Here is a 14,330-nt window from a genome sequence, read left to right on the forward strand (position 1 = left end):
ACAATTGTTACCTGCCAGATCATCGCGCTGACCCCGCTAGCTAGCGCCTTCGGCGCGATTGCCGTCGAAGTAGTGGCAGTAGCTGTAAAGGTAGAGGGTGCCGATGGCTAATCCGGGCGCGATCGCCTCAAAGATATCCGGGGTGTTCTGCCAGTGATGTAGGAAAAGTGGGATCGCCAGCAAGCAGCTCCAGCCCACGGCCAATGCTGCGACGAGCGGCCAAGGGCTCGGCCAGGGCTTGAGCAGGAAGTAGCGGGCAATGTAGGTGACCAAGGCGGTTGAGACAAAGGCATAGCTGGCTTGCACCAGCCCTGCTCGCAGCGCGATCATGCTGCCATGGTCGCTGTTCACCCAACCCGCCCAGCTGCCATAAATCACCGCTGCCAGCAGCGATATCTGCCAAGGTGAGAGGCTTTGTAGCCCTTGGCGATAGAGTTTGAGCATTAGCGCTCTAGCACCGTTGGCCAGTGGCCATCGGCATCGCTGATGTATTCATCGCGATTTTTCAGCCAGCGCTGCTGGATCTTGGCACTGTAGTTGAGATAAAGCTTGCCATCGACAATGGTGAACTGCTCTGGGTCGATGGGGGCCAGCTCATCGTTGGCCAAGGCATAGGCGCAGTAGCCACCGTATTGCGGGGCGTAGCGCTCTGGCTCGGCCTCAAAGGCGGCCAGGTTTTCCGCTGAGCTAAACAGCCAATCGGCGCCTTGCCATTCCAGGGTGTATTGCTTGCTGCCTTTTACCGCGGCTTGCTGGGTAAAGTAGGCCACCGGATCATAGCCGCGAATCGCTTTATTGTTGCTCCACGGGGTGAAGATCGGGTCTTTGGCGGCCATTACCTGACCGGGCAAAAAGATGCTGGCCAGTACCAGTAACAGGGCGAGTGGTGAGTGCTTCATAGGGCCTCCTTGGGGTTCGGCTTGAAGGTCACAAGGCGTCGCGGTAGCTCGCTGGGGCTCACGCCTTCACGGCTAAGGTTCAGCGACGTCTCATCGAAGTAGCGTAGTTGTTTACGGTTGCTGCTCAGTAGCAGCTGGCAGATGCTCTTACTGTGGGCGATCTCGCGGTCCATCATCACCGAGCGAATCGGGTCGTCGCGGTTGAGGTGGAAGTCCCCCAGTATCTGATCGGCCAGCGCTTCGGTCTCCTCGGCTTTAGTCTGGGTCAGCCATGCCTCGAAGTGTTGATAGCGAAAGGCCAAGGTGGCGTCGGTTTCAAAGGATGATGAGCTAAGGATCCAGCTATCCGGGCTATCCAGCTGCTGCCAGCTAGCTTGCTGGCCATTCCAACTCAGGTGCCACTGTTGGCGGTTAGCAAACAGCAACAAATCGAAGGGGTTGAACTGGCTTAGCTGTTGCGCCCGCAGCTGCTGCAGCGCGGCGTCGACATCGGCATGTTGCAGCAACATCGGCACCAGCGCACCACGGCTTTGCTTGTGCAGCGCTTGTGGGTCTTGGTAGCGATTGAGTAAGGCAGCCGCTATGCCCTGCTGATTAAAGCCGAACCAACTGCCTTCGGCGCGCAGATCCAGCGGATAGCAGTAGTGCAAGGTGCCGTGCTGGCGGATCTGCAGCTGGCCTTCATGGCGATCGCGCGCTTCGTCGCGATTCATGGTGATCAGCCAATCGTTGCCATTGCGCAGCAGACTCAGGGTACACATTAGCCTTGGCCTCGCAGGTAGCTGGCGGTGCTGGGAGCTAAGCCCAGTGCCGCATCAAACTGCAGCCCCAGCTGTTGGCCGAGCAGTTTGGCATAGGCGATATGGTGGATGGTGTGGTTAATCAAGTAGAGCAGCTCACGCGAGAGCAGGCTGCTCACCTCGATGTTCTGCTGCTCATGCACCGATATCTCGGAGATGACTTGCAGCGAGTTGTCTTGCTCGATCTGGCCATCTAGCCATTCGATTAACTGCTGGCAACGGGCCAGTGCCAGCTCGGGCTGCTGTTCCAGCTCTGAGTCGCGTTGGCGCTGGTTGTAGTCGATCACGCCTTGCTCCATCCCTAGCTGCAGCGCCCAAAAATGGTCGAGGATGTGCCGCACATGGCGGCCGATCCCGGACTGGCTATGCGCCGAGGGCTGGTTATATAACGGCCCCGAGGCAAAGCCAATCAGTTGTTTAACTTGTTCCAGAGTATCTATGGTTGCATTAAGCAGCAGCTTCATCGTCTCTCCATTTAGCCAGAAAATCGGCACATCCTTGTGGACCGAGGTAACGTCGTAAATATTTCTCCGGGGTCTTACGTAAATCGACAACAATCAGCCCATCCAGCGATTGGTTGAAGCTGGTGTTGACTGAAAAACAGACAAAACGCCCGTTTAATGCCAGGTAATGGCGCAGCAAGATGGGTATCGAACGACCGGGCTCACACTGGCCTACCAGCTTGTTGATCGCCGAGATACTGCTGATGGAGGACAAGATCGCTTTGTCCCACACCTTGCCCTTCACCTTAAGGGGGGTCAGCGGTTTTACCTTCTGCAGGTACTTTTGCTCGGCACAGAAGGCCGACACCATCGAATCGGAGATAAAGGCCTGCGCCAGCGTCGACAGCTCGCGGGAGATGCTGACGCAGCCAAACAAGGTGTGGTGTTCCGGCTGCTTCGCCACATAGTGACCGATGCCTTGCCACAGTAGGTCTAGCGCGCGTGGATGGCGCTGATACTTGGGCACCACAAAGGAGCGGCCCATCTCCAGACAGTCGCCAAGGCGCTCGATATAGCTCTCATCGAAGTGGTAGAGCGAGCGGCTATACAATGCATTCAGGCCGTGCTCGCGGATAATCTCTTTGGCGTGACCGATACGATAGCCGCCCACCAAGGCGTGGGCCTTGTCATCCCACACAAACAGATGCCAGTAGTGCGGATCGAACTGGTCGCTATCGAGGGTCTTACCGGTGCCCTCACCAACCGCGCGGAAGGTGACCTCGCGGGCCAGCGCGATCTCGTCCATCAGCGGCCCCAGCTCTGTATAGGGGGCGCAGTAGACGCTGAATTCGCGTTGGCTTAACAGCTTACGCGGTTCCAGCTCATCTAACTGCTGGCGGATCGATACCCGACCGTTGGGAAGTGATTCTACCAGGCTCAGTGGCGGTAGCTTGCTGCCCTCCGTGCGTTGCTGACTGGCAGGTAGGCTCAGTAGCTCGGTGGCCACGCGCAAGTAGTCGGTGACCGCCTGATCGCTCTCCAGCTCGGCGTAGTCTTTAGGGGAGATCAGCGCGCCAGCCTGCATGGTGAACTGCTGAGCCCCCTTGTTTTGCAGCTCGCGCGGCAGCATCAGGGTGCGCAGGCGCGGATGGATCAGCCCGCTTAGGTAGAACAGCCGGGAGTTACGGCCTTGCACATAGAAGGTTTGGCAATGGGGCTTGTAGCGACGGGCGAGTCGGCCAACCAAGTTGTTCCATTGACGGTCGCAGATCTTCCAGCTGCCCTTTTGGATGCAGGATACCTGTCCGGCGGGGTAGATCATCAGCGCGCCACCGGAAGAGAGGTGCTTGCTGGCGGTTCGGATGCCCTTGGCGTTCTTCTTCGCCGCTTGCTTGGACAGCACATCCACGCCGATAAACAGGTCTTTAAACTCGGGGATGGTGGCGAGTAGCTCGTTGGTCAGTACCTTGAGATCGGGTCGATATTTGAGAAGCAGTTTACTCATCGCCACCCCTTCCAATCCGCCTAGCGGGTGGTTGGCCACAATCAGCAAAGGGCCCTCCTCAGGCAGCGATTTCAGTGCCTCGGGGTTGTTTAGCAGCAGGTCGAAGTCGAGCGCTTTGGTTGTGTGCGCTAAAAACTCTGCTGCATTGTCCTTGCTGTGTTCTGGGCGTTGTTGGTATTTCTCTGCCAATGGGTAAAGGCCGAGTGCCCGTTCCAGTGTGGCTGAAAACCAACGAGGTCCCACGGTGATGCGAAAGGGATTGTACTGCTCCGTCATAGTTATTCTCTAATCAGTTTCTGGATAGTGCGGGGTCAGGGTGCGTTCCAGGTGCCAGCGTCGCAGCAGCTCCCGGAGGCGTGGTGGCCGAAAGCCGCGCTTACGTTGGGCGGCTCCCAGCTCGAATAGGGTTCGGTACTGAAACAGCAGCGAACGAACGGCTTCTCTCAAGGGGGTGGCGCGATCCCAGATATGCAGCGACTCCGAGCTGGCGCTGTTGATCTCGACAATCTCCAGGCCCTTACCGGTTTGCAGCGCCTCGATATCGGCGAACTTGATATCCAAACGCCCGTAGTAGAACTCCGGCAGGTCTTGCATCAGGCCATCGATGGCGGCACTTAGCTCTGGGGTAATCAGGTCATTGGCATCGCGGAAGATCGCGCCGCGGCTGTGCGAGGCGGCAAAGATCAGGCGAAACGCTTCACCCTCGGGGATGATGTCGTCCAGATGATCCTGATGGCGTGGCAGATACAGGTGCTGCAGCTCGCTGGCACGGGGGTCTTGGGCGATCAGCTCTTTTAAGCTTGAGCGACCATCGCCAACCACGTAGGGCATGTACTTCAGTGCCAAAGAGACAATCTTGCCTTGCTCGGCTTTGGGGTGGCGTACATAGAACACCCCGGCCTCAGCCTCATGCTGGGCCAGCTTTTGCAGCAGCATCGATGCGCCGGCTGGGTAGTGGCGGAAGGCCTCCGCCAGCTCTTGCTCGTTGTGCACCAGCTTCACGCCTACGCCGCGGCAGCCGATATCGGGCTTGGCGACCAGTGGAAAGGCCAGATTGGCTTGTTCCATGGCTTGCACAATCTTCGGCAGCTGCTCATCGGCAAAGGGGGCGGTGCGTATCACTTTGATCCACGGCAGGATCGCCTCGGCGCATTGGCCGCGGGCCTGTTCAAACAGTTCACTCTTAGCCACGCCCACCATCCCTGAGAGCGGCAGTTTCGGGTTGGCCAGTAAAGGCAGCATCAAGCTGCGATGGCGCAGGCTGAGCAGCAGCCACTGGATTGCGACCGGGAAGTACATCGCCCACGCAGGCCAGAACTCGAAAAACGATGTGGTTTTTCCACTGGTGTCGAGTTGCGGCATGCCGGGGCTTACATAGGGTTTCTCGGGCTTTCTAGTCACTTATGCGTCCTTGTATGAGTGTAAAACTGAGTTGCCATGAGAAAGACCGATGCGATGAGAAAAACTATTCACGTCTACCAGAAGATGATGACGCTTTGTTGAATATGCGCATTTTTTGCCTTTCTCTTAATTACTTAACACAGTTAAGCTGACATTGCTTAGCATAGGAGAGCTTAATGAGAATTTGCCAGTTAGCCTTGGCCGGAAGCCAACACAAATTAGCCATCAAGGATTGGGATCTAGCTAATCAGCATTGGGCGCTGTTTGGTAGCAGCGGCAGTGGCAAGAGCCTGTTAGGTGAGTGGCTGGCGGGCTTGTACACCGCTGAGCAGGGCCGGGTGGAAAACCTGCCCGAGCCTGTGGGACTGGTGTCATTGGCCGAGCAACAACGCTTGTTGGAGCTAGAGCTGGAGCAAGATGACAGCGACTTTAGCCAGGTACAGGAGTTTGGCCATAGTGTGGCTGAGCTGTTGCACTCACAATCCGACGACCCTTCGCTAATTGCCACGGTGGTGGGCCAGTGCGATCTTTCCCCCTTGTTAACGCGTGGCTTTCGCCAGCTCTCCACCGGAGAGAGTCGCCGACTGATGCTGGCGCTGGCGCTATTAAGGTCGCCACGATTGCTGCTGTTGGATGAGCCCTTTGCTGGCTTGGATGTGGAGCACCAGCAGCAACTGATGACGCTATTGCAAGAGGTGGCCAAGGGCTGTCAGCTGCTGCTGATTACCTCCCGCGATGAGGAGCTGCCTGAGTGTATTAGCCATGTCGCTTTGCTCGACGAGCAGGGGCTGTCGCGCACCTTTAGCCGTCAGCAGTGGCTAAACAACCCCGAGCGCGAGCAGCTAACGCGTTTGGCCCAGAAGCAAGCCAAACAGCTCACCGAACAGTTGCGCAGTGACGCGCCAGAGCAAGCCGAGCAGCCGCTGTTTAGCATTCGCAATGGCCGGGTCAGCTATGGCGGCGAAGAGTTGTTTTCCGGGCTGGATTGGCAGATTAACCCCGGCGAGCACTGGCAGGTCAGTGGCCCCAATGGTTGTGGTAAATCCACCCTGCTGAGCCTTATCAGTGGCGATCATCCGCAGTGTTATAGCAACGATATTGAGGTACTGGGCTATCGGCGCGGTAGTGGCGAGAGTATCTGGCAGATTAAGCAGCAGCTGGGCATTGTCTCGTCGGCGCTGCATCTGCAATATCGGGTCAGCTGCAAGGCCATCGAGGTGGTGTTGTCGGGCTTGTTCGATTCGATTGGCCTCTATCAAGCGGCCTCGCTGCCGCAGCAGCGCCTGGCGATGGACTGGTTGGCACTATTGGGCATGGACGAACTGGCTCTGTTGCCCTTTAAAGAGCTGTCCTACGGCCAACAGCGGCTGCTATTGATTGCCCGGGCCTTGATCAAACAGCCACGACTACTGCTGCTGGATGAGCCCTGTCAGGGGCTGGATTTTCTGCATCGTCAGGTAGTGCTTTCTGCCTTGGAGCGGATTGCCGAGCAGCAGCTTTGTCAGTTGGTGTATGTGACCCACCATCAAGAAGACCGCCTGCCCAGCGTGACCCATCGATTAAGCTTTAGCGAGCACGGCTTTGAGCTGGTTTAGCGGAGCATCAACCGGTGGTCAGCAATAAAGAGTTAAAGCTGATGTTATACCAATCTACATAAGTAACTGACCATTCTTGCTGGTTAAAATCATTGATCACAGCGTCAGCGCTTTTGTAATTAGTCCACTAGTTACGGCAAGCGCCTCCTTGTCCTCAATGATTTTCCCTGCGCAATAACTGGCCATTAACTTATCCAGATTGGTATAATCGCCGGATTGCTCGTTGGTTCGCATGAGGTGAACCGTTAGTGGCCAAGTGGCCGCATGCTAAGGATGGTTTATGAAGTTTGAATACCGCCCCGCCCAAAATTATCAACACGCCCAGCGCTTAGTGCGCCTGAACATGCAGGATTACTACACCCAGCAACAGGTTGAGTGGAACGCTCAGGCCTTTGTCGATAGCTGGCAGGACTGCGAGAATTATGAGCTGCTGGTGGATGGGCAAGTTGTCGGGGTGGTGCGTTGGCAGGCCCAAGGTGATGACTGGTACATCCGAGACCTGCAAGTGGCTGAGGATTTCCAAAATCGGGGTTTGGGCAGTTGGGCCTTGGAAGCATTGATCGAAGAAGCCCAAGCGGAAGGCATCCACAACCTGCGCTTGCGGGTGTTTCGGGGCTGCCGTGCCCAAGAGCTGTATCAACGCTTCGGTTTTGAAGTGACCCTGCCCGGCGATGTGGTGCTGACCATGAAGCGCTGCCTAACTCACTAATCCTTAAAGTACCGCTGTTATCTTTTCGTATCTCGTATTTGCGGCTCTCGTTTTTATCGGTAGCCGCCTCCTTCCAAGCAGCCGGTAAGCTGCGACTTTATCCAATTATCAATAATTTGTAGCTTTTTGTGAGCTGATGCGGCGGGCTTACGACTTTTGTCTAGTTGGGCCAACAGGGTGGTGGATTGATAATTCCTTACAAATAGTATGTGAATTTTCTGTTAACGATCTTGTTTAGCCAGGAGGGCTTATGACCGTTGCCTTAGCAAACCCGAGTTATGCTCAACAGCACCAAGCGAAACTGATTGGCCTAATACTGGGCCCGGTGGTTTTGCTGCTGACGCTGGTGGCAGAGCCTCCCTTTGAAGGTTTGAGCCCGCTGGCGTGGCGTACTATGGGTTTGGCCACACTGATGGCGATCTGGTGGGTGACCGAAGCCGTGCCCATCCCGGTGACCTCCTTCCTGCCTATGGTGCTCTCGCCCTTACTCGGAATCGCAACGATTAAAGTGGCTACCGCCAGCTTTGCGCATCCGCTGATCTTCCTGTTTATGGGCGGCTTTATCCTCAGCTTGGGGATGGAGCGCTGGCAGCTGCATCGACGGATTGCCTTGGCCACCATGCTGGCGGTGGGTGATAAACCGGCGCAGCAAGTCGGCGGCTTTATGCTGATCACCGCATTCTTGAGTATGTGGATGAGTAATACCGCCACCGCAGTGATGATGCTGCCCATCGGTATGTCGATTATTACCTTGGTCACCAAGGACTCCAACGACGATAACTTTGCCCCAGCGATGCTGCTGGGGATTGCCTACGCGGCCAGTATTGGCGGCTTGGGAACCCTGATTGGCACACCGCCCAACGCGCTACTAGCGGCTTACTTGGCGGATAGCTACGACATTCACTTGGGCTTTGGCCAGTGGATGATGGTGGGCGTGCCTATCTCGATGGTAATGTTGGCGATCTGTTGGGTATGGCTGACCAAGATCAATTATCGCTTGGGTGATGGCGGCAGTGAAGGCTCGCGCGAGCTACTGCGTCAGCAACTGCATCAGTTGGGCGCCATGAGTGGCCCCGAGAAAGCGGTCGCGGTGGTGTTCTGCTTAGCTGCGATTGGCTGGATCTTCCGACCGCTGCTGGCCAGCATGACGGGCTTGCCGATCACCGATACCGGCATCGCAATGCTGGCGGCATTAAGCTTGTTCCTAATCCCGGTGAACTGGCGCGAACAGGTGATGGTGATGGATTGGGATACCGCCAAGAAGCTGCCTTGGGGCGTGCTGATGCTGTTCGGTGGTGGTCTGAGCCTGGCCGCGCAGATCAAAAGCTCTGGTCTGGCTGATTTTATCGGTGCCAGCCTGGGTGAGACCTCTTACCTACCGCTACTGCTGGTGATTGCGATTGTCACCGCCGCGATTATCTTCCTCACCGAAGTGACCTCCAATACCGCCACGGCGGCAGGTTTCTTACCACTGCTTGGCCCTATCGCGGTGTCGATGGGAGAGAGCCCCTTGATGCTGGTGGTACCAGCGGCTCTCGCGGCCAGCTGCGCCTTTATGATGCCGGTGGCCACGCCGCCCAATAGCATCGTGTTTGCCTCCGGCCAGTTGCAGATCAAGCAGATGGTGAAAGCAGGCTTCGCCCTAAACATTGTGGGCGTGGTGCTGATTACAATGGCTGCATATTGGCTAGCCTCGGCGCTGCTAGTGCCTTAGTAGTGCTCCGCTAGTTCAAGTTGCCCGAAATCCTCTCCTGTATTTCGGGCTTTTTTGTGCCTGTTTGATGGATTTCTTCCTGTTCGTTCGTGCGACAACTCAGAGCAGTAAGTGCTCATTTTTGCATGTAAGCTCAAAGACTTGCTCTGATAGATTCGCTTTACTAAAAGAACTCAAGCAACAGGGAGTGGACCATGGATTTTGTTCTACAAGTTGCGCTGGTGGCGGTCATCTTTATCCTTTTATGTCGACTGGCGGCATCGATATGGCTACCCATGCTGCGCAAGGAGCATCAACAGCAAGAGGTGTTGTTCTCATTCGGTCAGATACTGATCAAGGTGTTTCAAGTGCATATCGGAGTGGGGACCTCGGTGGCCATTCTGGCAATGCCGATCTTATACCTCGGCGTGGCTGGGCTGTTTGGCGTAATAGCGGGTATTTGGCTGTGGTACTTCTACTTCCAACAGGAGTCTTTGCGGATCACGCTGTGATTCAGTTTTTCGTCAGGTAAATGATTAAAAAATAAGATAAAAATGCCAAAAGCGAAGTTATTTTGGTAAACAACTTGCTTCATGCTCCCCCGTAGCAAATTTTTGACTATCTAATTTGAGGGTGTGAAGTGAACAAGATGATTTCGGTAGCTTTGGCTACCTCAGCGGTACTTGTTGGTTGTGGTGGGAGCAGTGGTGGTAGTGGTCCAACACCTCCGCCGGTTTATCATTGGCAGATGGCTCAGGTAGTGCAAAAAGAGGTGGCTGACGTCGCCAGTGGCTGTATCGTGTACGGCGAGGTTGCCGGCAGCGATTCCAAAGTTTGGACTGCAGAGCGCGCGATTACCCCGTTCAATATCTTGTTCCATGATGCCGATGGCACCGTGATTAAAACCATCACCGACACCGAGCTTGCCCCAGACCTTAAAGCCCGCATCGATACCGCTGAGATCCCCGATGGCGGTTTTGTCTCCCTTGAGGAGTACACCGAAGGGGTTAGCAACCGGGAGGTCTATATGTTCTCGGTGCAAAAAGAGATGCTGAGTTCGATGACCGTTAACCTGCGTAATGGTACCCGCTCAGAAGGTTGTTTGAGAGGCAGCCGTTTCGATAACACCTTTGCGATCAATGATAATGCGGTAGTGGATGTGCGAGATGAGCAGCGCTCGGCCTACTTCCAAACCAGCTATACCCCCGATGCCAACTTTGTCGGCGGGCGAGATGGCTCGACCGATATTCCGGTGAAGAGCCCTATCCCACCGCGCCATGATGTGTTAGTGACCGCCTTCCAAAACTTTGATGGCGAGCGTGCCACCCAATTGGAAGGCTACGGCTTTGCCACCAGTGCTCACGTATTCGACAAAGACTTAACCCCGAAGGATCCGTTGCAGCTGGAGTATTTTGGCGACCAGGTTTTCTGGGAGGTTGATGCAGGCCTTGAGCTGGATGCTGGCAGTGCAGTACTGGTGCAGCGCAAGAACAAGAACTACTTGTGGCAGTACCTCTACCCGGGTGAACCACTGACCCAATTTGATGATGCTGAGATTAGCTTCTGGGCAGCCCTGTTTAGCGGTATCGACAGCTCAAGCAGTTGGCAGTTCGAACGCTTTGTGGCCTTGGATGGTGAAGATATCAACGTTGAGCTACCACGTGGTATGGAAGCAATCGACGATGCTGGAGTGAGTCAGTCTTGCGCTGCAGCCAACTACTGCATCGACCATGGCCGCTCGTTCAGTCCTGCTGATTTTGCGGTGCAGCGCAGCTACTTTGCAGCGATGAACGCTGTAAACGATCGCCTGTTCGTACAGACGGTGGTAGGTGCTCCGGCGGCTAGCCAAGTGATCCCTAGCCCAAGTGTGGTCGATTTCGCCCTTGGTGAGTCGCTAGGCTTTGAGATCTCCCTGTTGCAGGGCGATGCAGAGAGCGAAACCGCCAGTCGCGATGAGGTTCAGTTCTTGTTATCGCAAAGCTTCGATATGGAGTTGGTTGATTCAAACTACGCCTATGCCAACGGCATGATCTCAACGCCGGACGAGCAGCAAAACCTGCTGAATGCGATGATGAAGCAAGGTGCGCTAACGGTTATTCAAAAGCAGTAAGCGAGCTTGTTGAACACAATCCCATTGAGTTATCTCGATGGGATTTTTTTGTGGCTGATAGAAACAAAAAAGCGACCCATTGGGCCGCTTTTTTTGATTGCGCAGTATTCGAGCTAAGGCTTAGAACAGCTCGCTAATCTTAGGGTATAAGGCTTTGAAGGTCTCACGACGCTTAGCGTACAGCGCGTGCTGCTCAGCGTTTGGCTGATGAACCTCTACCAGCTCTGGCACTGGGCAGATAACATCAAGATCGGCATTTTCGGTAACTGCCAACTGCGCCAGGCGTGCGGCACCTAGTGCAGGGCCTACTTCGCCACCTAAGCGGTAAGTCACCGCTTTGCCGAATACGTCGGCCAGCATTTGGCGCCATAGCTTGCTGCGTGCACCACCACCGATGAGGGTGATTTCTTCTGGCTCCAGGCCAGTGGCATGCAATGCATCCAGGCCATCGGCGAAGGCAAACGATACGCCTTCCAGTACCGCACGGCACAGATCCAGAGGACCGGTTGAGTGAGTCATACCGAAGAACACGCCTTTCGCTTCTGGATTATTGTGCGGGGTGCGCTCGCCTGACAGGTAAGGCAGGAATACCACTGGGTCATTGGACTCAGGCGCAGCTTCTACCGCTTGTAGCATGCTTGGTACGTCTTTCTGGCCAGTCAGGTTAACCACCCAGTCCAGACAAGATGCGGCACTCAGGATCACTGACATGCTGTGCCAGGCACCCGGTAAGGCGTGACAGAAGGCGTGCAGTGCTGATTCAGGGTTGCTCAGGTAGCCATCGCTTACCGCGAAGTATACGCCAGAGGTGCCCAGTGACAGCATGGCTTGACCAGGCTTGGTGATGCCCACGCCAACTGCGCCCGCGGCATTATCGCCACCGCCGGCAACCAGAGGTACCGCAGGCATGCCCCAGCGCTCAGCCAGTTCAGGTTTGAGGTGACCGGTGATGTCGCTACCTTCGAACAGTTTTGGCATCTGCTCAACGGTTAGGCCGGTGGCGTGCAGCAGCTCATCGCTCCAGTCGCGCTTGGCAACGTCCAGCCACATGGTGCCGGCTGAGTCAGACATATCCGAGGCAAAGTCGCCGCTCATCAAGAAGCGCAGGTAGTCTTTAGGCAGCAGTACTTTGGCGATTTGCTCAAACACTTCTGGCTCGTTTTGCTTAACCCACAGCAGCTTCGGCGCGGTAAAGCCTGGCATCATCAGGTTGCCGCCAATCTCGCGTGAGTTAGGTACCTTAGCCTCCAGCTCCGCACACTGCGCAGCACAGCGGCCGTCGTTCCACAGGATTGCTGGGCGTAGAACGTCGCCATTGGCATCCAACAAGGTGGCACCGTGCATTTGACCGCTAAAGCCAATGGCTTTCACTGAGGCCAGGTTTTCAGCTTGTGCCAGCGCATCGAGTGCGTCTTGAGTAGCGGCCCACCAGTCGGCTGGCGCTTGCTCAGACCAAAGTGGTTGTGGACGAGAAACGGTGAGTCCCGCATTGTGCTGAGCGACGATCTCGCCCTGTTCGTTTTGCAGTACCGCTTTTACGCCTGACGTACCTAAATCAATACCGATGTACATGAAGATTCCTCTTTGATGTCACTTTAGTGCGCTGTTGCGACGCATATGCGGCGATCCTCCACGATCCGTGCTATTGGTCTCAATTACGAATTTTTCTCGGTGTCTTGTGGTTTTTGGGATGCGTGCGAGGTCTCACAGTTTTCTTTGATATGTGCCTCAGCCATTTGTTTAATCTGCGGTTAAACTCAAAGCTATTCCTAGCCAAGGGGGAAATTTGGTAACATCCCACGGCCTTGGGCCAGTTACGCTTTTTCTCAAGGCAATATCGCTGGTTTTTAACACCGACGTGGACGCGGTGTAGCTTTAACGTTGGAGCTCTGCATGTTCGACAAACGCTTTAAGATCACCTTGCTGTTTAACGCCAACAAGGTTTACGACAGAGAAGTGATTCACGGCATTGGTGACTACCTTCAGGCTTCCCAGTGTGACTGGGACATCTTTCTAGAAGAAGACTTCCGTACTCGGATCTCCGGGCTACAACATTGGGTTGGCGATGGCATTATCGCTGACTTTGACGACCCTCAGGTGGAACAGGCTCTTACTGGCGTGAAGGTGCCAGTGGTAGCGGTTGGTAGCTCTTACGAAGACGAGCAGAAGTATCCTAAGTTCCCTTATGTGGCCACCGACAACCGCGCTCTGGTGCAAAGCGCTTATGAGCATCTCAAGTCAAAAGGTCTGGAGTACTTCGCTTACTATGGCCTACCGCTCACCGAGCAAACCCGCTGGGCTGCTGAGCGTGAGATGATCTTCCCTGAGCTGGTCGCCGCCGATGGCTACGAGTGCGCTGTGTACCGCGGTATGGAAACCACTCCGGAGTCGTGGCAGTACTCGATGAATCGTTTGGCCGATTGGGTGCAGTCGCTACCCAAGCCAGTTGGGATTCTAGCGGTCACCGATGCACGAGCCCGCCACCTACTGCAGGTGTGTGACCACTTGGGCATTATCGTGCCTGACAAAGTGTCGGTCATCGGTATCGACGATGAAGATTTGACCCGCCACCTGTGCCGGGTGTCGCTGAGCTCGGTGGCCCAAGGTTGCCGGGCGATGGGCTTCCAAGCGGCGAAGCTGTTGCACCGTCAGTTGCAGGGCCAAGATCTGGGCGCGATCCGTCACTTGGTGACGCCAGAGAAGGTGGTGGAGCGCCAATCCACCGACTTTAAAGCGCTGAAAGACCCCTATGTGATTCAAGCGATGCACTTTATCCGTCACAACGCCTGTAAAGGCATCAAGGTTGAGCAGGTGCTCGATTACGTGAAGGTGAGCCGTTCAAACCTTGAGAAGCGCTTTAAGGAAGATATTGGTCACTCGGTGCACCAAGAGATCCACTGCGCCAAGCTGGAGCAAGCGATGAGCCTGCTGCGTAACACCGACTTGTCGACCGCGGATATCGCAGAGCTATGTGGCTACCCGTCGCTGCAGTATATGTACGCGGTGTTTAAGAAAGACTTAAACCTGACACCGAAGGCCTACCGTTTGTCCCGTCAGGAGCGCGACGAGTAAGAGCTGTCGCTATTGGCACTGAAACTATCCAGCCCGAGCATTGTGCTTGGGCTGTTTTGTAATTAAGCTTCAACAACTTATCTTTTGGTGTGGAATAAAGCAGG

Annotated in this window: 13 protein-coding genes; 6 read left to right on the forward strand and 7 right to left on the reverse strand. The window is 55.4% G+C overall.

Annotation, left to right across the window (positions count from 1 at the left end):
- Positions 1-36: 36 nt before the first annotated feature.
- From G461_RS0105385 to G461_RS0105410, 6 genes are read right to left on the reverse strand one after another with little or no spacing between them, the layout of a single operon-like run.
- A complete protein-coding gene (locus G461_RS0105385; RefSeq protein WP_026971055.1) occupies positions 37-444 on the reverse strand; it encodes a hypothetical protein in 408 nt (135 codons plus the stop codon).
- Complete coding sequence (locus G461_RS0105390) at positions 444-899, reverse strand: YHS domain-containing (seleno)protein (RefSeq protein ID WP_026971056.1); 456 nt, start codon at positions 897-899, stop codon at positions 444-446. Before G461_RS0105390 ends, G461_RS0105385 begins: the two co-directional genes overlap by 1 nt.
- The gene (locus G461_RS0105395; protein WP_026971057.1) at positions 896-1,660 is read right to left on the reverse strand and encodes an NRDE family protein; all 765 of its coding nucleotides are present in this window, start codon (positions 1,658-1,660) and stop codon (positions 896-898) included. The genes G461_RS0105390 and G461_RS0105395 overlap by 4 nt, the downstream gene beginning before the upstream one ends.
- On the reverse strand, positions 1,660-2,163 hold the full coding sequence (locus G461_RS23395; protein WP_051333376.1) for a hypothetical protein: 504 nt from the start codon (positions 2,161-2,163) through the stop codon (positions 1,660-1,662). The genes G461_RS0105395 and G461_RS23395 overlap by 1 nt, the downstream gene beginning before the upstream one ends.
- On the reverse strand, positions 2,147-3,922 hold the full coding sequence (locus tag G461_RS0105405) for a bifunctional lysophospholipid acyltransferase family protein/GNAT family N-acetyltransferase (protein WP_035479457.1): 1,776 nt from the start codon (positions 3,920-3,922) through the stop codon (positions 2,147-2,149). Before G461_RS0105405 ends, G461_RS23395 begins: the two co-directional genes overlap by 17 nt.
- A gap of 9 nt (positions 3,923-3,931) precedes the next feature.
- Positions 3,932-5,047 carry a hypothetical protein gene (locus tag G461_RS0105410; RefSeq protein WP_026971059.1) on the reverse strand — a complete coding sequence of 372 codons (1,116 nt, stop codon included), beginning with the start codon at positions 5,045-5,047 and terminating at the stop codon, positions 3,932-3,934.
- A gap of 176 nt (positions 5,048-5,223) precedes the next feature.
- Between G461_RS0105410 and modF the strand changes: the two genes are divergently transcribed.
- The 5 genes from modF to G461_RS0105440 all read left to right on the forward strand — a co-directional run bounded on the left by modF (position 5,224) and on the right by G461_RS0105440 (position 11,154).
- Positions 5,224-6,642 carry a molybdate ABC transporter ATP-binding protein ModF gene (gene modF, locus G461_RS0105415; protein ID WP_026971060.1) on the forward strand — a complete coding sequence of 473 codons (1,419 nt, stop codon included), beginning with the start codon at positions 5,224-5,226 and terminating at the stop codon, positions 6,640-6,642.
- Positions 6,643-6,922: 280 nt separating this feature from the next.
- A complete protein-coding gene (locus G461_RS23400; protein ID WP_051333377.1) occupies positions 6,923-7,351 on the forward strand; it encodes a GNAT family N-acetyltransferase in 429 nt (142 codons plus the stop codon).
- 250 nt (positions 7,352-7,601) lie between these two features.
- Complete coding sequence (locus G461_RS0105430) at positions 7,602-9,065, forward strand: SLC13 family permease (protein WP_035477893.1); 1,464 nt, start codon at positions 7,602-7,604, stop codon at positions 9,063-9,065.
- Between the two features lie 194 nt (positions 9,066-9,259).
- Complete coding sequence (locus G461_RS0105435; protein ID WP_026971061.1) at positions 9,260-9,556, forward strand: hypothetical protein; 297 nt, start codon at positions 9,260-9,262, stop codon at positions 9,554-9,556.
- A gap of 128 nt (positions 9,557-9,684) precedes the next feature.
- Positions 9,685-11,154, forward strand: coding sequence for a hypothetical protein (locus G461_RS0105440; protein ID WP_035479460.1), 1,470 nt, complete (start codon positions 9,685-9,687; stop codon positions 11,152-11,154).
- A gap of 120 nt (positions 11,155-11,274) precedes the next feature.
- Here the strand turns inward: G461_RS0105440 and xylB are convergent, their stop codons facing one another.
- Positions 11,275-12,726 (reverse strand): xylulokinase, encoded by a 1,452-nt coding sequence (xylB, locus tag G461_RS0105445; RefSeq protein WP_026971063.1) that lies wholly within the window; start codon positions 12,724-12,726, stop codon positions 11,275-11,277.
- A gap of 321 nt (positions 12,727-13,047) precedes the next feature.
- On the opposite strand from xylB, the gene G461_RS0105450 reads away from it, so the two are divergent.
- Positions 13,048-14,226, forward strand: coding sequence for a XylR family transcriptional regulator (locus G461_RS0105450; RefSeq protein WP_026959727.1), 1,179 nt, complete (start codon positions 13,048-13,050; stop codon positions 14,224-14,226).
- The last annotated feature ends 104 nt before the right edge of the window (positions 14,227-14,330 follow it).

The sequence above is a fragment of the Aliagarivorans marinus DSM 23064 genome (assembly GCF_000429485.1).
Lineage (GTDB): Bacteria > Pseudomonadota > Gammaproteobacteria > Enterobacterales > Celerinatantimonadaceae > Aliagarivorans > Aliagarivorans marinus.

Coding starts and splice junctions, on each gene's coding strand:
- G461_RS0105385 (WP_026971055.1), bottom strand. CDS start 444: ATGCTCAAACTCTATCGCCAAGGGCTACAAAGCCTCTCACCTTGGCAG.
- G461_RS0105390 (WP_026971056.1), bottom strand. CDS start 899: ATGAAGCACTCACCACTCGCCCTGTTACTGGTACTGGCCAGCATCTTT.
- G461_RS0105395 (WP_026971057.1), bottom strand. CDS start 1,660: ATGTGTACCCTGAGTCTGCTGCGCAATGGCAACGATTGGCTGATCACC.
- G461_RS23395 (WP_051333376.1), bottom strand. CDS start 2,163: ATGAAGCTGCTGCTTAATGCAACCATAGATACTCTGGAACAAGTTAAA.
- G461_RS0105405 (WP_035479457.1), bottom strand. CDS start 3,922: ATGACGGAGCAGTACAATCCCTTTCGCATCACCGTGGGACCTCGTTGG.
- modF (WP_026971060.1), top strand. CDS start 5,224: ATGAGAATTTGCCAGTTAGCCTTGGCCGGAAGCCAACACAAATTAGCC.
- G461_RS23400 (WP_051333377.1), top strand. CDS start 6,923: ATGAAGTTTGAATACCGCCCCGCCCAAAATTATCAACACGCCCAGCGC.
- G461_RS0105430 (WP_035477893.1), top strand. CDS start 7,602: ATGACCGTTGCCTTAGCAAACCCGAGTTATGCTCAACAGCACCAAGCG.
- G461_RS0105435 (WP_026971061.1), top strand. CDS start 9,260: ATGGATTTTGTTCTACAAGTTGCGCTGGTGGCGGTCATCTTTATCCTT.
- xylB (WP_026971063.1), bottom strand. CDS start 12,726: ATGTACATCGGTATTGATTTAGGTACGTCAGGCGTAAAAGCGGTACTG.
- G461_RS0105450 (WP_026959727.1), top strand. CDS start 13,048: ATGTTCGACAAACGCTTTAAGATCACCTTGCTGTTTAACGCCAACAAG.